At 55.8% G+C, this 18337-nt stretch carries 15 protein-coding genes; 10 read left to right on the top strand and 5 right to left on the bottom strand.

Annotation, left to right across the window (positions count from 1 at the left end; translation table 11 throughout):
• The first annotated feature begins 240 nt into the window (after positions 1–240).
• The 3 genes from ACYVGU_RS05725 (at position 241) to ACYVGU_RS05715 (ending at position 2157) form a co-directional block, all read left to right on the top strand.
• A complete protein-coding gene (locus ACYVGU_RS05725) occupies positions 241–564 on the top strand; it encodes a hypothetical protein (RefSeq protein WP_460621262.1) in 324 nt (107 codons plus the stop codon).
• A 74-nt stretch (positions 565–638) separates the two neighbouring features.
• Positions 639–1187 (top strand): hypothetical protein, encoded by a 549-nt coding sequence (locus ACYVGU_RS05720; protein ID WP_460621261.1) that lies wholly within the window; start codon positions 639–641, stop codon positions 1185–1187.
• Between the two features lie 46 nt (positions 1188–1233).
• On the top strand, positions 1234–2157 hold the full coding sequence (locus ACYVGU_RS05715) for a flavin reductase family protein (RefSeq protein WP_460621260.1): 924 nt from the start codon (positions 1234–1236) through the stop codon (positions 2155–2157).
• 601 nt (positions 2158–2758) lie between these two features.
• Here ACYVGU_RS05715 and ACYVGU_RS05710 read toward each other — a convergent pair.
• Positions 2759–3724: a hypothetical protein gene (locus ACYVGU_RS05710; protein ID WP_460621259.1), complete on the bottom strand. Its 966-nt coding sequence runs from the start codon at positions 3722–3724 to the stop codon at positions 2759–2761.
• Positions 3725–3837: 113 nt separating this feature from the next.
• Entirely contained in the window at positions 3838–4650 is an 813-nt protein-coding gene (locus ACYVGU_RS05705; RefSeq protein ID WP_460621258.1) for a GNAT family N-acetyltransferase, read from the bottom strand.
• A 337-nt stretch (positions 4651–4987) separates the two neighbouring features.
• Here ACYVGU_RS05705 and ACYVGU_RS05700 point away from each other — a divergent pair, with 337 nt between their 5' ends.
• Positions 4988–5359, top strand: a complete 372-nt coding sequence (locus tag ACYVGU_RS05700) for a hypothetical protein (RefSeq protein ID WP_460621257.1) — start codon at positions 4988–4990, stop codon at positions 5357–5359.
• 95 nt (positions 5360–5454) lie between these two features.
• On the opposite strand, the gene ACYVGU_RS05695 is transcribed toward ACYVGU_RS05700, so the two are convergent.
• Positions 5455–6684, bottom strand: a complete 1230-nt coding sequence (locus ACYVGU_RS05695; RefSeq protein ID WP_460612019.1) for an alanine dehydrogenase — start codon at positions 6682–6684, stop codon at positions 5455–5457.
• 108 nt (positions 6685–6792) lie between these two features.
• The gene (tsaE, locus tag ACYVGU_RS05690) at positions 6793–7215 is read right to left on the bottom strand and encodes a tRNA (adenosine(37)-N6)-threonylcarbamoyltransferase complex ATPase subunit type 1 TsaE (protein WP_460621256.1); all 423 of its coding nucleotides are present in this window, start codon (positions 7213–7215) and stop codon (positions 6793–6795) included.
• A 180-nt stretch (positions 7216–7395) separates the two neighbouring features.
• On the opposite strand from tsaE, the gene ACYVGU_RS05685 reads away from it, so the two are divergent.
• Complete coding sequence (locus ACYVGU_RS05685; protein ID WP_460621255.1) at positions 7396–8652, top strand: pyridoxal phosphate-dependent aminotransferase; 1257 nt, start codon at positions 7396–7398, stop codon at positions 8650–8652.
• Positions 8653–9080: 428 nt separating this feature from the next.
• Positions 9081–11531 (top strand): outer membrane beta-barrel protein, encoded by a 2451-nt coding sequence (locus ACYVGU_RS05680; protein WP_460621254.1) that lies wholly within the window; start codon positions 9081–9083, stop codon positions 11529–11531.
• Between the two features lie 82 nt (positions 11532–11613).
• On the opposite strand, the gene rffA is transcribed toward ACYVGU_RS05680, so the two are convergent.
• Complete coding sequence (gene rffA, locus ACYVGU_RS05675; protein WP_460621253.1) at positions 11614–12750, bottom strand: dTDP-4-amino-4,6-dideoxygalactose transaminase; 1137 nt, start codon at positions 12748–12750, stop codon at positions 11614–11616.
• A 250-nt stretch (positions 12751–13000) separates the two neighbouring features.
• On the opposite strand from rffA, the gene ACYVGU_RS05670 reads away from it, so the two are divergent.
• The 4 genes from ACYVGU_RS05670 to ACYVGU_RS05655 all read left to right on the top strand — a co-directional run bounded on the left by ACYVGU_RS05670 (position 13001) and on the right by ACYVGU_RS05655 (position 18322).
• Positions 13001–13429 (top strand): MarR family winged helix-turn-helix transcriptional regulator, encoded by a 429-nt coding sequence (locus ACYVGU_RS05670; RefSeq protein WP_460621252.1) that lies wholly within the window; start codon positions 13001–13003, stop codon positions 13427–13429.
• 213 nt (positions 13430–13642) lie between these two features.
• Positions 13643–16108 (top strand): TonB-dependent receptor domain-containing protein, encoded by a 2466-nt coding sequence (locus ACYVGU_RS05665; protein ID WP_460621251.1) that lies wholly within the window; start codon positions 13643–13645, stop codon positions 16106–16108.
• 476 nt (positions 16109–16584) lie between these two features.
• Positions 16585–17310 (top strand): HAD family hydrolase, encoded by a 726-nt coding sequence (locus ACYVGU_RS05660; protein ID WP_460621250.1) that lies wholly within the window; start codon positions 16585–16587, stop codon positions 17308–17310.
• Positions 17285–18322, top strand: coding sequence for a UbiA prenyltransferase family protein (locus tag ACYVGU_RS05655; protein ID WP_460612027.1), 1038 nt, complete (start codon positions 17285–17287; stop codon positions 18320–18322). The genes ACYVGU_RS05660 and ACYVGU_RS05655 overlap by 26 nt, the downstream gene beginning before the upstream one ends.
• Positions 18323–18337: the final 15 nt, after the last annotated feature.

The following is an 18337-nucleotide window of genomic DNA, read 5'->3' as shown; positions in this document are numbered from 1 at the left end:
TGGGTTCCTATCCGCTTCTTCCGTGCCAACCTCGCCTAGCCCCGCTCCTGCTCGCAACCTGTGGCTTTACGGAAGCAGTGTGCTGGCCGTGTTACTGCTATTGCAGCTCGAAACCAGTACCTGGCTTTTCCGCTGCCACTGCTGCTGGTGTTGCCCGGGCTGGTAGGTTGCTTTGTGATTGGGTGGTGGAAAAGACACGCTCTGAGAGCATATGCGTTGCTGACGGCAGGGCTTCTGCTTTTGCAAATTCCGGCTTTTCCTCTGTTCCATTCCCTGCAAGATAAAGCCATGCAACGGCGGGCCCAGGTTGTAATCAGGCAGCTGAAGCGCTACCGCACCGAGCACGGAGCCTACCCTGATTCCCTGGCGCAACTTCTGCCACAGTATGCACCGGAGCTACCCAGAACCGGCTTTGGGCTGTTGTACCCCGCCCCTTTCTTCTATCAGCTGCTACCTGCCGATACTGCTCTCGGGGGCTCTGCTTTCGAGTTAAGCTATGCCCAAGGCTTGCTGTTTCAGGCTACGTATTCCAGCCAGAGTGAAAAGTGGTCTTACCAGGATTAGAACATCTTACGCCCTGCTTTTCAAGGAAGTTTGTATTCTTGTGCTCTATGCTCAGTTAGTTGATACCGATACTTATGCAAAACAAAAAAGGGTATTCGTGGTGGCAGCTGAGCTTGTTGCTGACGGTGGCGCTTCTTTACCTGCACACTGAGTGCAGTGAGCCGCTGCTGTTTATGGTGCAACTCCCCCTAGCGGGTGCCCTAGGCCTGGTGTACGGGTGGGCCCGCATATATTCTCCTGCCACTGCCCGCCGGCTATGGCCCGTTGCGGCCGCGGTTGGGGTAGCCAGCCTGGCTAGCCTGTTGGGCATGCCGCCGATTTATGCCTGGCAGCGCGACCAAACCCAGCGGCACGCCGTGGCTTATGTACACCACCTGGAGCAATATTATCAAGCGCATGGTAGCTACCCCCACCAGGCAGCGCAACTGGTTCCTGCTTACCTACCGCACCTGCCCAGCACGGGGCAGGGGCTGTTGTTTAAGCGCCCGTTTCGGTACCAGTTAGCCAGCAGCCGGAAACCGGGGGCTACGTCTGCGCCCGGTTTCCGGCTGAGCTATTATGCCGGGGCCGCAGTAGATGCCTCGTACTGGAGTGAGACCAAGCAGTGGGAAAGTGAAGACTAATTGCGGAGAAAGCCGCAATTTCGGGCCGTAAACCTAGCTCCCACCCATGCCCACTCCCACCCCGTTCCGCAGCATCGTTCCTACCGACCTCAAACCCAGCGACTGGCACCCCTTCATGGTGGGTGCCGTGGCCCCGCGCCCGGTGGCGTTTGTGAGCACCCAGGATGCCGAAGGCAACGTGAACCTGAGCCCGTTCAGCTTCTTTAACTGCTTCGGCTCGAACCCACCCATTCTGGTGTTTTCGCCCGCCAACCGGGTGCGCGACAACTCCCAGAAGCACACCCTGGAAAACGTGCGCGAAGTGGCTGAATGCGTCATCCATATCTGCGACTACGCCATGGTAGAGCAGATGTCATTGGCCAGCACCGAGTACGCCAAGGGCGTAAACGAATTTGTAAAAGCCGGCTTCACGGAGGTAGCCAGCCAGCAGGTGCGCCCCCCGCGGGTGCTGGAAGCGCCGGCCGCCTTCGAGTGCGTGGTAGAGCAAGTAGTGCCCCTGGGCACCAACAACGGCGCCGGCAATCTGGTCATCTGCCGCGTGGTGCTGGCCCATTTCCGCGAAGACATCATCCTGCCCTCCGGCATTGGCATCGACCCCGAAAAGCTTGACGCCATTGCTCGCCTTGGCGGCGACTGGTACAGCCGGGCCTCGGGCGCTAGCCTCTTCGAGGTGCCCAAGCCCAACCGTAACCTCGGCATCGGCTTCGATCAGCTCCCTGAGCACATCCGCACCTCCGAACTTCTGACGGGCAACAATCTGGGCCGCCTGGCCAACATCGAGCAGCACGCGCTACCCACTTCTGAAGAGGTAACCGCGTTCCGCCAAGAGCCCATCGTGAGCTACACCCTCAACAAGCACCGCCACGAGCCCGCGCAGCAGCGCCAGGAGCTGATGTTACTAGGCCAGAAATTGCTGGAAGAGAGCCGGTTGCTGGATGCCTGGAAGGTGCTGTTGCTGGCTGGCGAGTAGCTTGTGCAACTGCTTACACAAGAATTGCTCTTGCCTCTGGGTATAGCTGGCTTACTACGACGAGGAAGTATACCATGCGCACACTGCTATTACTACTGGTCATCACTCTAATAAGCATTGCCGTTGCGGCCCTAGGTTTGTTGTGGGTATTAGCTAAGCATTACTCTGATGCACTAAGAGAGGGGTATGTCTACCTCTATTTCTTCATACTAATTTTTGGCGGCTGGGTGTATCTTCTAGCTTACCCGGTTTATCAGGGGATAATGGAGAAATCCTTATCAAAGAGCCCTTACATAAGCATGAGGATTGGTGCAACACTCGGTACAGGAACCAGCTTTTTAGTATTGATCAGTAATTTTAGCGGACCAGGTACCTGGTATCACTCGGTTTTGTACGTTGCTACATTTGGTCTGAGCGGATGCGTGTATGGCCTACTGTGTCACTGGCTCTTACTGAGGAGAAGCTTTAACAGGTAGTATAACTAGGCCGGAATGAGCTGTTCGCTCTTCCCGTTTGGCAAGAACCTTTCCGCACTGCTGCTACTATGCCAGAAATTACTGGAAAACGTCCTTTGGCAGGACTGATGTGCGCTGGCGAGTAGCTATTTACGCCGAACGGTGTAGGGTACACGGATGGGGTAAGTGGTTATATATCCTTGATATGACCTGACAACGGAGCCATTCCAATGCATGGTGACTTCCTTGCTTCTGTTTGCTTTGGGTGCGGATGCCGTGAACTCCACGTATCCGTACCCATCCGCATCAATTTCCAAAGGCTTACCGTTCGCCATCATTCTGATGGCTTCTCCGTAGGCAGGAGCTGCTAAAAACAGCTTAGCCTTGTAGATATCACCTTCAGTTACCAGATTCGTCTCAGGTACTGCGTGGGCTATTATATTTCCGAAGCCGCGAAATCTGTGATGACTAGATTTTAGGTTAGCGTGCTGCACATTCAAGGCATCTCTGGCTAAAGCTATTATTTGCGCTTCCTGCTGCGCTAACGCAGCTAACGCTTCTGCCGTAGAAGTGTCCTGCCAATAGATGGCTTTGTATTCACTGCTAGTAGCACCCAAAACAAAAGGCCACGCTTCGGGTGTCGTCTTGTTCTTTAGCAGATGCTGATATTTCGCTGGCAAATATGGATGTAATTCTTGCGTGAAAAGAAGTAATTGCGTGTACACACTGTCAATTAAAGCGTTAGTGGGCTGCTCCAGCATGTTGGTAGGAGCATCGCTGTCCAGTAGCTTTCTTGCGTGGCTTTCTCCCTCCGAAGCCCTAAGCAGCCGCTCCCGAACGTATCGGAGTAAGCTAATTCTAGTTGCCAGCTTCCGCTGAATATCAGCACACTTCTCGTAAAGAAGTACCACATCTTTTTGGCGCTGGCTCCTTAAAACTAACTCTTCGGCACCAATGAGACCACGCGCATTTTCTTTCACTGCTGCTTCATTACTATGAACTAGCATATCATCAACCAGCTTCAGCCGCAATGCTTGCTGTTCTGAATCGAAGTGGCAGCCGGAGAATACTCCTAGCAACAGGCCGGAGAGAATTACTATTGCAACACGCACAGATAGGCAGTTTAATTCATGCAAAGGGCATGAGCGTACAAGATATGTCTAGCTACCGAAAAAGCCGCCTCCCGCATTCAGTGGAGCTATCTGAAGCTATATGCTGCCAACTCCTATCCAGCCAACAGGCACATCATTTCATACAATGATAACTCCGTTTGCTGCCAGCCACAGGCGCGCAGAAAGTCGGTGCCGCTACCCTCCGGAACCAGGGATGGCACCACCAGGGGCTGATCGGGGAATTGGGCTTCTAAAGCACGTACCAGCCGCGTGCCCCAGCCTTTGCGCCTGCTTTCCCTAGGTACGAGCAGCGCCATAACCCGTTGGCTAGTAGCATCGGGCCGCACCAGTGCGTAGGCGTGCTCCTGCAATCGAAAGGCGTGGGCGGGCTTGGTTACGCGCAGCAGGGTTTCGCCGCTGCTCATCCAGGGCATGGCCTCGGTCGTTTCACGCAGTACCACACGGGTTAGCTCCAGCGGGTCCATTTCTGTTAGCGTATCGACGGCCACCGGTACTAGGCCTGCTTCTCGCCGAAACCCTAGTAGCTGCCGCGTAGTCCGGAACCCCAACCGCTCATACAGCCGAATGGCGGGCGCGTTTACGGTAAAAACTTCCAGCAGCATGCTCTGGTCGTCGCGCAGGCGGGCTTCTTCGAGAGCCGTACTCAGCATGGTTTTACCCAAGCCTTGGTTCCGAAACTCCGGTACAAGGCCCATGGCGGCTACCCGGCTTTGCCAGCCGCGCCGTGCGATGAACACTACCCCGACTAACTCCTCGCCCTGAAACCATAACCGGCTGGCGCTGGGGTCCAGGTGCTCGCCCCGGAAGCGCCGCTCAAACGAGGCCGCATCGAACTCCATGGGCACGAAATACCCCTGAAACGAACGGGTCATGGCCTCGGCTACCTCGGCCGAGGCGAATTCCAAAACAGAGCGGGCAGTGAGTCTAGCATTAGAGTAGTCAGGCATCAGGCATTTTCGTTGGCACAGAGAAACGAAGGCTGTTTCCTCGCGTTTTCAGATAGGAATTCAAACAAAAGAAAAAGCCTGCACATACGTACAGGCTTGGCGGGCATTTGCGGTAGAACGAGCTTTTCTTAGTTCCGCAAGGCGATGCTAGGGCCAGGCCTTTGCGATTTATATCTTAGATATTTCCTAAGCATGCATTAGCCTATGCAACCAAACAGTCGATCATAGGATCTTGAATACACCGATGATATACCAGCACCCTGTTAACATCACTTAACTAACTTTTATGAGATACTTGGCTATACTTTTCTTACTAACCGCTGTGCTGCTTACAGCAGGGTGCAAAAAAGACACAAGCGTTCATCCCAATCAAAGCTGCGATGATGAGTATGTTTTGGCTACTTATCAAAACAAAGAAGCGGTTGTCACGAGGACAGAACCGAATACTTATTGCCTTATCGTTGATGAAAATGACCTTGCTAGCGGGCAATACACCCTTGACAATTATTTGGTACCTGTCTTCCCTCTACCGTCCCAATATCAAGTAGTAGGGTTACGAGTTCTGCTCACTGGCCGTAAAAAAAGCTGTTATGGATTGACCACCTTACCTGAATTAAGGACCATGTTTGGCTATAAGCTAGAGGTAGATAATATTCAACCGAAGTAGAGGATAGATAGAAGTCGTAGGACTCCCTATGCAGTGTGTCAGCAATAATTAGGGTTTAATCACTGATATCCTAGTCCACCAGTTGCATCGCAGCCTTAGTTCCGCACCGCAATCATTAGGGCTAGCTCTTTGTAGCGCATGTTAAATTTGCGGGCAATGCTAGCATTAGTGAGCGAGCCTTTGTACACGTACACGCCGGAGCGGAAATGCTCGTTGGTGAACAGCACTTCGTTTACACCGCCGTGCTGGCTGATTTCCTGCAGAATGGGCGTGAAGATGTTGCTCAGGGCATTGGTAGCGGTGCGCGGCACGCGGGAGGCAATGTTGGGCACGCAGTAATGAATCACATCATACTTGCGGTACACGGGCTTGCTGTGGCTGGTCATCTCGCTGGTTTCAAAGCAGCCGCCCTGGTCAATGCTCACGTCGATAATCACGGAGCCCGGCGCCATCTGCGACACGGCATCTTCGGCCACCATGAACGGAATGCGGCCTTCCTCAGCATTCAGGGCCCCAATCACCACATCGGCGCGGCGGATTTGCTGGTTAAGGGCAAACGTATCGAGGGTGCTGGTGTAGAGCTGCGGCTGCCCTAAGTTCTGCTTCAGGCGGCGCAGTTTGTAAAGGTGGTTATCGAACACCTTTACTTCGGCACCCAGCCCGGAGGCAGCCCGCGCAGCGTATTCGGCCACGGTGCCAGCGCCCAGAATAACTACCTGCGACGGTGGCACGCCCGTAATACCGCCCAGAATAACGCCTTTCCCCTCGTTAGAACGCGCCAGGTATTCGGCCGCAATCAGCATGACAGTGGAGCCTGCAATTTCTGACATGGCGCGCACTACGGGGCGCGTACCCGAGGGGTCCTTAATCAGCTCAAAGCTGATGGCATTTACCTTTTTGCGCAACAGAGCCGTGATGTACTCGCTAGTGAGCGAGCCGAATTGCAGGGCCGAAATCAGCGTCTGGCCAGCCCGCAGGTACTCCATCTCATCGTAGGTGGGTGGCGCTACTTTCAGCACAATGTCGGCCTCGTATACCTCCTTGGGGGAGTAGGCTACCCTAGCCCCGGCCTCCGAGTAATCGTGGTCGGAGTATTTGCTGGGCTCGCCGGCGCCGCTTTCCAGCAGAATTTCGTGGCCGCTTTCTACCAAGTGCTTTACCGCTTCCGGCGTCAGGCAAATGCGGTTTTCCTGTAACGATGTCTCCCGGGGCAGCCCGATAAACAGCTTCCGCTTCCGCGTTTCCACGGCCAGCATGGATTCCTGCGTGAAGTAGGCGCGGCTCGTGGCCAGCGACTCAAATCCGGGGGGTACTGCTTCGGGCATTCTCTTAGGTAGTAAAAATTAACAACTAAGCAGGTAGAATGAGCCTGTGGCCGCTTGGCATGTGAGCCCTTCCGCAGAAAGTCAACACACTAACGGACAAAGTATTCATTATTCCTTACTAATTGTTAATTGCCGAGTTTCGGGTCCGGTGACGGAAATAGTGACGAGCAGCCGGTCCGGAGGCAACAGGACCTCGATGCGGCTAGGCCACTCAATCAGGCAAAGATAGCCAGAATCGAAGTACTCTAGCGCGCCAATTCCTTCGGCTTCGCGCGGATTATCGAGGCGGTAAAAGTCGAAGTGATATATCGGCTGATTGTGGGCGTCGCGGTACTCATTTACGAGCGAGAACGTAGGGCTGCTGACGTCGTCGGCTACCCCCATGCACTGGCACAAAGCCTTGATGAAGGTGGTTTTGCCGGCGCCCATTTCGCCTTCAAAGCAAATGATAGAATGGCCCGCTATAGCCTCCCGGACCTGCTCGGCGGCCGCTGGCAGCGCCTGTACGCTTGGAATATCGATGGTGAGCATAGGCCGCAAAGGTAGCGCATGAACCGCCGATTCAGGCACGCTGTGCTATTGCTTAACTGGTTGGCAGCGAACAGAGCGGTTTTCGCTTCTTGGGGGCCTAGTAGCAAGGGCTTCTGGCATTTTGTGGCTTCAATCCCCGCTCACTTTCATACATTTGGCCGACCAAACCCAACACCAACCATGCAAGTTTCCCGAATGGCCGGCAGCCTGATTGGCTCCGAAATCATCAAAATCGGCAACGAAGTAAACGATATGATCCGGAAGGGGGAGCAGATTTGCAACCTCACCATCGGCGACTTTGATCCGGCCATCTTTCCGATTCCGGCTGAGCTCCAAACGGAAATAACCCGCGCCTACGAAAGCGGCCACACCAACTACCCGCCGGCCAACGGCATGGCGGTACTGCGCGAAGCAGCCGCTGCCTTTACCAAAACCCGCCTAGGCCTCGACTACTCGGCCAATGATTACCTGGTGGCCGGCGGCTCGCGCCCCCTGATTTACGCTACCTACCTGGCCGTAGTGGACCCTGGCGACAAAGTGGTGTTTCCGGTGCCCAGCTGGAACAACAACCACTACTGCCACCTTTCGTCGGCGCAGGCCGTGATGGTGCCCACGCGCCCCGAAAACAACTTTATGCCCACGGCCGCCGAACTGGCGCCACACCTGGAAGGTGCTACGCTTCTAGCCCTCTGCTCGCCGCTAAACCCCACGGGCACGGTGTTCAGCAAAGAAGACCTGGAGGCCATATGCGACCTAGTACTGGCGGAAAACAAGCGCCGCCAGCCCGGCGAAAAGCCCCTATACCTGCTCTACGACCAGATTTACTGGCTGCTGACCTTTGGCGCTACCGAGCACTACGACCCGGTAAATCTGCGCCCTGAGCTGCGCGAGTACACCATTTATATTGATGGTATCTCGAAGTGTCTGGCCGCTACCGGCGTGCGGGTTGGCTACGCCTTCGGGCCTAGCGTGGTGATTGACAAAATGAAGGCGATACTGGGCCACGTAGGGGCTTGGGCGCCCAAAGCCGAGCAGGTAGCCACCGCCAAATACCTGCCCCAAACCCAGGAAGTAGATGGGTTTCTGAGCCACTTCAAGCAGAAAGTACAGCACAGCCTGGAGGCGCTGCACCAGGGCCTCCAGGCCCTGAAAGCCGATGGCTACCCCGTTGACTCGATGGTACCGATGGGTGCCATTTACCTCACAGCTAAGCTGGATGTGCTGGGCAAAACCACGCCCGGCGGCCAAGTGCTTACCACTACCCAGGAGCTGACCTCCTACCTCATCAGCGAGGCCAAACTGGCCTTGGTGCCCTTCTCCGCCTTTGGTACCGATGGCTCGTCGCCGTGGTTCCGGATGTCGGTGGGCGGTGCTTCCCTGGAGTCGATTGAAGCCTCGCTACCCCGCTTGCGCGCAGCACTGGATGCGCTGAAGTAACCACAGCGGCAACTGAATTTCGGCCCTGTTCGTGTCTTTTCGGAAGGCAAGAGCAGGGCCGTTTGCTTTCTATAGGCACCTAGTAGCGCTAGGTACCAAGCCAGCCATGCAGAGTCGGTTGCCTGAGTGTATGGTACGCGTGCATTTCATCGGGTCAAAGTAGTTTTTTCCGCTGGGAAGGGCCTTTTCTGGTATCAGGTGCGTAGCTTGTGCGTATTGTTGTGCCTACATCGGTGGTTATTTGCTATCTTCCGCCACCCGTAGGCTAGTTCAAACCCTGACTACCAGCGGGCAAACTGCTCTGTTTACCGGCCGAGTTACCCTGGTTTCAACACGAATTAGGGGTAGTAACTGGGCTCTCCTCACCGGCCGGTGCTCCTGCTTCCTATTGCACTTTCCGCTTTTCCACAGCCAACGGAACGTGTCTTATGCTTTTCCCTACTTCCCGCCCCGCGGGTTGGCTTTCCTTTCTCAGTGTCGGGCTGCTGGCGGCCCCGTTGGCTGTGTTGGCCCAGGTGCCGCTGGCACCCTTGTCGGGCACAGTGCGTACCTCTTCGGGCGCGCCCATCCAATACGCTACGCTTACGCTCCACCGCGCCACTGATTCTGTGGCCGTAAAATCGGAGTTCAGTGATGCAGAAGGCCGATTTCAACTGAATCCGCCCCTAGCGGGGCGCTACCTTGTTTCGGCGGCGCAAGTAGGCTACAGCCGGCTGTGGGTTGGCCCGCTGGAAGCAGCTGTGGCTCCCGGTGCTCCGCTGCAACTGGTGCTACCAGCTAGCCCGGCCGCTCAATTGCAGGGCGTAACCGTAACGGGCCAGCGCCCCACCTTCGAACGCCTCCCCGACCGCACCATCGTTCACGTAGAAGGCAGCCCCCTGAGCTCGGGCGGCACTACGCTGGATGTGCTGGGCCGCGCCCCCGGCGTTTCCCTCGATGCCAACGATAACCTGGCTCTGCGTGGCCAATCGGGCCTATTGGTGCTGCTAGATGGAAAACGCATCCCGATGACGGGCCCGGAGCTGGCCAACCTGCTGCGCACATTGCCGGCTGAGCAAGTCAAAAACATTGAGCTGATTACCAACCCGCCGGCCAAGTACGATGCCCAGGGGGGCGCCGGCATCATCAGCATCAACCTCAAGAAAGACCAGCGCCTGGGTACCAATGGCACCGTGAATGCCGCCTACGGTAGGGGCCGCTATGGCAAGTTCACGACGGGGCTGAACCTGAACCACCGAACCAAGAAGCTGAACCTGTACGGCTCATATGCTTACACTGATCGGCAAAATTTTCAGGAGCTGGAGTTTAGCCGGACCTACCTGCTCAACGACCTGCCGCAGCAGTTCAGCGCCCAGCTCAACACCCCCAAAAGCCACCTACAGTCGCATACGTGGCGCGCCGGCGCCGACTACTCGCTTTCTGAGCGCACCACGCTAGGCGCTATGGTGAGTGGGCTGAACAGCCGCCTGCCTTCCGAAGGCCTGAACGAAGCCACCGTACTAGATGCCCAGCAACAGCTGGTAGCGCGCTACACCTCCATAAACCAGCGTAACCTGCTGTTGCCTAGCGCCGCCGCCAACCTCACGCTGCGTCATCTGTTTCCCAAAGATTCCTTAGGCACCGCCGAGCTAACCGCCGACGCCGACGTGGCCCGCTACGGTATTACCCGGACCCTGCACCTCGATACCCGATTTGAGATGCCCGCCCTGAATCCGCTGCTACTCACGGGCGACCAAAACGGCACGCTCACCATTTGGAGCGCCAAAACCGACTACGTGCGCCCGCTGCAAGGCGGGTTACGCCTGGAGGCGGGCCTGAAGGCCAGCGAGGTATCCTCGGATAACGACGTGGTGTTTGAAAGCACTTATAATGGCTCTACCCAACAGGTAGCAGGCCTCACCAACCGGTTTCGTTACAAGGAGAACATCAACGCTGCGTATGCCAGCGTAACCCGCAGCCGGCCTCAACTCACCGTTACGGTGGGCCTGCGCGCCGAGCAAACCAATGCTAAAGGCCGCCAGGAAATAGGCGACGTATCGTTTGAGCGCCACTATTTTCAGCTGTTTCCGAACCTGAGTGTGCGCCGGCCCCTTACGCCCCAGCATGATCTGGCCTTTTCCCTAAGCCGGCGCCTCAACCGCCCGACGTACAATCAGCTGAACCCATTTCGCTCGTACGTAGACGCTACCTCCTACCGGACCGGCAACCCCACGCTTTACGCTGAAACCAACACCCACGCCGAGCTGACGCATACCTTCCGCCAGAAATTCAGCACGGCCCTGAGCTACACGCGCACCAACCGCCCCATCGTGAGTGTGTACCTGATCGATGCCGATAACCTGGTAGCTGCCACCGACGTGAACCTGCGGACCCAAGAATACTATGCCCTTTCCCTCACGGCCCCGCTAGCCCCTAAGCCCTGGTGGAAGCTGTATGCCAACGCGGAGGTATTTTACATCCAGTTTCAGGGCGAATTGGGTGGCTCGCCAGCTCCCAAAAGCCGACCCGGGGCCATTGTTAGCCTGAACAACTCGTTTACACTGGGGCATGGCTGGAGCGCTGAGCTCAATAGCAGCTACAACTCGCCGGAGCGCTATGCCTTCCAGGATTTGCGGGCGTATGGGCAGGCCGGCGCGGGCATCCAGAAAACGCTAGGGGCCGCCACCTTCCGCCTGAATGCCGCCGATATCTTTTATACTACTCCCCTGCGCGTTACCTCCCGCTACCAAGTGCTGGAAGAAACCTTCCGCATGGCCCAAGACTCGCGGGTGGTCACGGCGTCGGTAGCGTACCGCTTTGGCAATGAGAAGGTAACCGCAGCTCGCAAGCGCACCACCGCGGCCGAAGAGGAAAAGCGCCGCGCCTTACTAGGCCAATAATCCACTTAAACCGTCTTCGGCAGCCGAATCGGGGCCTGGCATCTGGCGTTACCTGCGCGTTGGGTTGGGCCGGCGGTAGCACCTAGTAGGCAGCGTAAAACTTCAGGATGCTGGCTATTACGGTATCCTGGGCGGCTTCATCCAGCTCATAATACAGCGGCAGCCGCACCAAGCAATCGGCGTAGTGCTCGGCCCACGGCAGCGGGCGGCCATCGTGCTTATCGACGTAAAAGGGGCTGTTATGCAGCGGCAGATAGTGAAATACGGCCAAAATCTGCTGCTGGCGCAAGTGCTCAATCAGAGCGGTGCGCTCGGGTAGGCTGCGGCACACCAGGTAAAACATATGCCCATTGTTGGTAGCGTACTCAGGCACAAAGGGCAGGCCCACGCCGTGCGCCTGCAGGGGGGCTAGGGCCTGGTAGTAGCGCTGCCAGATAGCCACCCGGCGCTGCTGAATATCATCCAGATTTTCCAGCTGCGCCCAGAGGTAGGCAGCAATAATATCGGAAGGCAGGAAGCTAGAGCCCGCTGCTACCCAATTGTACTTGGCTACCTCACCCCGGAAAAACGACGACCGGTTGGTGCCTTTCTCCCGAATGATTTCGGCCTGGCGCGCATACTGCAAATCATTAACGGCCAGCATACCGCCTTCTCCCGAAATGATGTTCTTGGTTTCGTGAAAGGAAAATGCTGCTAGGGCCCCCAGGCTGCCCAAGGCCCTGCCCTTGTAAAAACCTGCAATAGCCTGCGCCGCATCTTCTACCACCACCAGGCCGTGCGCGTCAGCTACCGTTTGAATAGCGTCCATGTCGCAGGCCAGGCCGGCATAGTGCACCGGCACAATAGCGCGGGTGCGCGGGGTAACCAGGCTTTCCAGCGCGGCCACATCTAGGTGCGGGCTGTAGGAAGTACTGTCGGCAAACACGATGCGCGCGCCGCGCAGCACAAAGGCATTGGCAGTGCTCACAAATGTGTAAGACGGCATAATCACCTCGTCGCCGGGCTGGATGTTGAGCAGCAGCGCGGCTATTTCCAGGGCATCGGTGCAGGAGGTGGTCAGCAGCACTTTCTCAAAGCCCAGTTGCTGCTCATAGAAGGTGTGCACCCGCTTCGTAAACATCCCGTCGCCGGAAATCTTGCCCGACCGCACCGCTTCCTCTATATAACGCGTTTCGTTACCAGAGAAATACGGTTTATTGAAGGGAATAGTGTACTGCATAAGCTTTCCGCGGTCGTGCAAGAGGAAGGAAATTGCGCAGCCCCAACGGTGTTTTACTAGCCCTTCGGGAGCCGGCAACCGTCCCTTCCTCTTGGGAGGTGCCTGCCATGCTGAACCAGCGCAAACCTAACACCTCAAGGCCGAATGCAGCTAAAAAACTATGGTGAGTTAAGATTTCAGAAAAAAGATGACTATCCAGGCAACGTTTATGATACATCATACATCTATATGATATATCATACAACTACTCATGCTCTCCAGTATCATCTTCTATTCCCTGGATAAAGCCATCCGCCAGTACCGGCGTATGGCCCAAACCAACCTTGATAAAGCCGGCCTTGATATTACCATTGACCAGTGGCTGGTATTGCGGGTAATTCAGGAAACCGATGACCTAACCCAAACTGATATTGCCGAGCGTGTTTTCAAAGACCAAGCTTCCGTAGCCCGCATGATACGCCTGCTACTAGAGCGTGGCTTGCTTACCTCCGAGCCTCTCCCCCACGATGGGCGCCGCACCCAGTTGCGGGTTTCTGAAGCCGGACACCGCACCCTAGAAGCGGTGGAGCCGGTGGTACTGCATAACCGGGCCGTTGCGTTGCAAGGCCTCAGCGAAAACGACTTAAACACCTTGCGCTACCTGCTGGAGCAGATTTCCACTAACTGCACCGCCCCGTAAGAGCTACATCCCTGCTTCCGGATCAGTAAAAATTCAGAAAACAAGATGCTATTGTTTTGATATACGAACTATTTCGTATGTTTACTACGAAATAGTTCGTACAAGAGAATACGCTTAGGCCGGCCGCCTTCCCTAGTACCACGCGCTACCCTCTCAAGCAACGGTAGCCCGACTTCCCTTCCCCTCTTTCTCACCTTATTCTATTAGAGACACATGGAAACGTTACTCCGTGGGCAGCAGCATAGGTTGCTCCTGCTTTTGCTGGTAGTGTTGCTGCAGCTAAGTGGCAGCCGTAAGGCAGCCGCGCAAGGCCTAACCGGCCAGATACGGGCGGCCAGTGGTAGCCCCGTGGAATTTGCAACGGTTGTGCTGCACCGCGCCGCCGATTCGGCCGTGGTTAAAACGGAGTTTAGTACCGAGAAAGGCACCTTTCAGTTTGATCTGCCAACGACCGGGCGCTACCTCATTTCGGCGTCGCAGGTGGGTTTTGTGCGGGCCTGGGCCGGGCCGCTGGAGGTTACCAGGAGCGGCAGTGTGGGAGCCCTTAGCCTAACCTTACAGCCTAGTACGGCCACTGCCCTAAAGGAAGTGACGGTTACGGGCCAGCGCCCCACCTTTGAGCGGGAAGCCGACCGCACCATTGTGAATGTAGAAGGCAGCACGCTGGCCGCCGGCAATACGGCCCTAGATGTACTGCGCCGCTCTCCCAATGTCACCGTCGATAACAACGATAACCTGGGGTTGCGGGGCCGCCAGGGCGTGATGGTACTCATTGATGGCCGCCGCATGCCCATGACCGGCCAGGAACTGGCCGACTACCTGCGCGCCTTGCCCGCCGACCAAGTCAAGAACATTGAGCTGATTACTAACCCGCCGGCAAAGTATGAGGCGGCCGGCAGTGCGGGTATTATCAGCATTAACCTCAAAAAAGACCAGCGCCTAGGCACCAATGGCACCGTGAACGGCAGCTACGGCCGCAGCCAGTACAATAAGTACACCTCCGGCCTGTCGCTGAACCACCGCCGCAAGGGCCTGAACCTATTTGGCTCCTATAACTACTCCAACCGCGAAGGCATTGCCAAACTTACCATCGACCGCAATTTTTACCGGGAAGGCGAGCGTGATACCCCCAATGCACTGCCCTACCGCATCACGCAGCAAGAAAACCGGAGCCCGGTGCATTTTCGCTCCCAGAGCTGGAAGGCCGGCCTCGACTACAACTTGGGTGAAAACACGGTAGTTGGGGGCATGGTGAGCGGGCTTGCGAACCGTGTAGAGCAGAACGGCACCAATGACGTGCGCATCTTCGACCAGGACCGCACGCTCACGGATGCCTTTAACTCTACCAACCGGCGCATCGGCAAAAGTCCCAATACGGCGGCTAACCTAAACTTCAAGCATACCTTCAAGGATAGCCTGGGCAACCGGGAGCTTACCGCCGACGCCGATTACGCCACCTATACCACCAATCGATTTCAGCAGCTCACTACCTTCCGCGACAACCTACCCACCGACCAAATTCTGGGCGACCAGGACGGGCGCCTGGTTATCCAATCGGCGAAGGCAGACTACGTACAGCCGCTTTCCAAGCAGCTCCGTTTGGAAGCCGGCAGCAAAATCAGCAAAGTCAACTCTGATAACAACGTGGTTTTTACGGATGGTGAAGGCAACGTAGACTTGGGCCGCACCAACCACTTTCGGTATGACGAACGGATTCTGGCCGGTTACTTCAACTTCAACTACTCGCTGCCCAAGCTCACGCTGCAGGCGGGTCTGCGGGCAGAGCAAACCAACGCCCTGCTAAAGCAGGAAGCTGGCAACCTGCCCGCCATTGCGCGCCGCTACGGACAGCTGTTCCCGAGTGCCGCCCTTAAGCGCACCCTCAACGACAAGCACGAAACGTCGCTTTCCTTGAGCCGCCGCATCGACCGCCCTTCATATGGGCAGCTCAATCCGTTCCGGGTAATTATTGATGCCAATACGGCCGGCGTAGGCAACCCCTATCTGCTGCCTCAAACAAGCTACAATATAGAGCTCAACCACACCTTTAAGCAGAAATACACCCTAGGCCTAACTTACAGCATAACCGATAACCCACTCATTGGCACTGTCCAGCCAGAGTCGGCCAACAGCACCCAGGTTATTTCCACCACCCAGAACCTGGACAAGCAACTCTACTACGCCCTCACCCTCACGGCCCCCGTTGAAGTAGCCAAGTGGTGGAGCATATATAACAACGGCGTGTTTTACTACAGCCGGTTTAAGGGCAACTTGGCGGGTACCAACCTAAATGCCGGTCGGGTTACGTTTACGCTTACTAGCAACCACAACTTTGTGCTAGGCAAAGGCTGGAGCGCAGAGCTCAACGGAAATTACCAAGCGCGCGAGCAATATGGCTTTCTGGATGTGCGCCCAAATGCAGAAATAACTGCCGGCGTTCAAAAAAGCCTCTGGGATAAGAAAGCTAACCTGAAGTTCAGCGTCGGCGACCTATTTTTCACCAGCCCCGTGCGCGCTACCTCCTCCTATGCTACCTACGTGGAGCGCTTCTACCAGCGCCAGGATTCCCGGCAGGCTACTCTTTCCTTCTCCTACCGCTTCGGCAATGAGAAAGTAGCAGCAGCCCGCCGCCGTACTGGCGGTGCCGAAGAGGAAAAGCGCCGTGCCGGCGGACAGTAACTGCCTAGCCCCTCCGGTAAACCAAAGGCCCGGTTTCTTCTCAGAAGAAACCGGGCCTTTGGTTTGCGCCTGAACCATGCCTAGTACTTCAGCGAAGCAGGAGTTGGACTGAGCGTAATGGCCCCAGCTGCTGCTTTACTAGCTGCCTGAGGCTAATCCCAAAAGTCCATTTCAAGCCAGAAGCCGTGCGGGCTTTTGGGCCTTGTCCCTATGGCTACAGCTGAGGTTGAGTTGATCTACCTGAGGAGCTTCGTGGGCTTATGGGCTTCGTATGTACCTCTTACAGCGGAGCTTGCCTTTACACATATCGATAACATACCGTGTTTATATAATATATTTTATAATAAATTGTATGTTATTAAAATATTGATTAACAGATGATTAACTCTAATTATCTGTCCAAACCCAAGAGTTGACAGCCAGATTAACAAAAGTTTTATTTGCATTCTCAGATCATTAAATTTAATATTATCGATATGAATCAACCTGTGCACATTCAATGGAATAGTCTTTCATGCGTCATCTTTGACGTTGATGGGACACTGTATGCGCAGGGCAAACTGCGCAAGCGAATGCTACGGGCGCTGCTGGCTCACTACAGCCGCCGGCCCTGGAAATTTCAGGATCTACTGATTCTGAGTCGCTTTCGGAAGGAGCGGGAAAAACATGCGGGCTATGCTGGCGAAAACCTTGAATCGGACCAGTATGGGTGGGTTGCGCAAGCAGGCCGCTACCCTGTTACTAGGGTACGGGAGGTGGTAAACCGCTGGATGTTTCAAAACCCGACCCCGTATCTGAAGGCGTGCCGTTTCCCTGGCGTGCAGGAGTTTTTTGACGCGCTGCGGGCCCGCGGAATTACCATTGCCATTTACTCCGATTATCCGGCCCAGGATAAGCTCGCGGCTCTTGGCCTACAGGCTGATGTAGTCATCAGCTCCACGGACGCGGCCATTAACCGGCTGAAACCTCACCCCGCAGGGCTGCTCCATATTACCCAACAGCTTGGCCTGGCTCCCGAACAATGCCTGTTCATCGGGGACCGGCCGGAGCTGGACGGTGCCTGTGCTGAAGCAGCCGGCATGCCCTATCTCATCGTGGATAAGCAGCCGCTCGCCGACTTTACCTTTTATCATACCCTACTCCATCATCTTACCAGCAACCATCACTCCGTAGCATATGAATCAGACCTCCATTCTGCTTGAGCCCGAAAACCAGGACCACGCTCAGGTACTGCTGCCCGCTACCCTAAAGGACTACATAGCCATTGCGCGCCCCGATAACTGGGCCAAAAATGTGTTTATGGGGCCGGGTATGCTGTTTGCCCTGGTAGTGTATGGCACGCCACTCACTGGCTCGCTGGTGTTGAATATGATGCTGGGCGTAGTGAGCACCTGCCTGGTAGCCTCGGCCAACTACGTCATCAATGAGTACCTCGACGCGGAGTTCGACAAGTTTCATCCGCTCAAGAAAAAACGCACCTCAGTGGTGCGGGTAGTAAGCCCCACGCTGGTATACACTGAGTGGTTTTTGCTGGCTGTTGTTGGGCTTACGCTGGCCTACGCCATCAGCATGCAGTTTCTGCTAGTGTCCGCGTTTTTGCTGTTTATGGGCCTGATGTATAATGTGCGGCCTTTCCGCACCAAGGAGCGGCCCTATATTGATGTGCTGTCAGAATCGGTGAACAACCCCATCCGGTTTGCGCTGGGCTGGTTTACGGTGGCTCCGGCGCTGGCTTTTGCCAATTTTGATGTGGTGCAGCTCTTCAACAGCTTCCCGCCCACCAGCATCATCATTGCGTACTGGATGGGTGGCGCTTACCTGATGGCTACCAAGCGTTTTGCTGAGTACCGGTTGATTGATAATCCGGAGCTAGCGGGCCTGTATCGTCGCTCGTTTAAGTTTTACACCGAGCACAGCCTGCTTATTTCCATGTTCTTTTATGCCATCACGTCGGCATTCTTTCTGGGTATCTTCCTGATTAAGAACCGGGTTGAGCTGCTCATCAGCTTTCCTTTCTTTGCCTTGCTGTTTTCGTGGTACCTGCGCATCGGGCTGCTGAAAGACTCGCCGGTGCAAGGCTCCGAAAAGCTATATACCCGCAAGTGGTTTATGCTATACGTGGTGCTCTTCTGCCTGCTACTCACGGCCCTAATGTTCATTGATATTCCCTGGCTGCACAACTTCCTGCACGACCACTTCCGGTTGAACGACTAGCCTGCCCTAGTACTC

The sequence above is a fragment of the Hymenobacter tenuis genome (genome assembly GCF_054780495.1).
Note: the sequence above shows the minus strand (reverse complement) of the source record. Positions and strands in the feature narration are given on the sequence as shown.

Excerpts from the sequence above, each read along its gene's own strand:
- ACYVGU_RS05680 (WP_460621254.1), top strand. The coding sequence starts at position 9,081 with ATGCTTTTCCCTACTTCCCGCCCCGCGGGTTGGCTTTCCTTTCTCAGT.
- ACYVGU_RS05715 (WP_460621260.1), top strand. The coding sequence starts at position 1,234 with ATGCCCACTCCCACCCCGTTCCGCAGCATCGTTCCTACCGACCTCAAA.
- ACYVGU_RS05660 (WP_460621250.1), top strand. The coding sequence starts at position 16,585 with ATGAATCAACCTGTGCACATTCAATGGAATAGTCTTTCATGCGTCATC.
- ACYVGU_RS05670 (WP_460621252.1), top strand. The coding sequence starts at position 13,001 with ATGCTCTCCAGTATCATCTTCTATTCCCTGGATAAAGCCATCCGCCAG.
- ACYVGU_RS05685 (WP_460621255.1), top strand. The coding sequence starts at position 7,396 with ATGCAAGTTTCCCGAATGGCCGGCAGCCTGATTGGCTCCGAAATCATC.
- tsaE (WP_460621256.1), bottom strand. The coding sequence starts at position 7,215 with ATGCTCACCATCGATATTCCAAGCGTACAGGCGCTGCCAGCGGCCGCC.
- ACYVGU_RS05655 (WP_460612027.1), top strand. The coding sequence starts at position 17,285 with ATGAATCAGACCTCCATTCTGCTTGAGCCCGAAAACCAGGACCACGCT.
- ACYVGU_RS05720 (WP_460621261.1), top strand. The coding sequence starts at position 639 with ATGCAAAACAAAAAAGGGTATTCGTGGTGGCAGCTGAGCTTGTTGCTG.
- ACYVGU_RS05665 (WP_460621251.1), top strand. The coding sequence starts at position 13,643 with ATGGAAACGTTACTCCGTGGGCAGCAGCATAGGTTGCTCCTGCTTTTG.
- rffA (WP_460621253.1), bottom strand. The coding sequence starts at position 12,750 with ATGCAGTACACTATTCCCTTCAATAAACCGTATTTCTCTGGTAACGAA.
- ACYVGU_RS05695 (WP_460612019.1), bottom strand. The coding sequence starts at position 6,684 with ATGCCCGAAGCAGTACCCCCCGGATTTGAGTCGCTGGCCACGAGCCGC.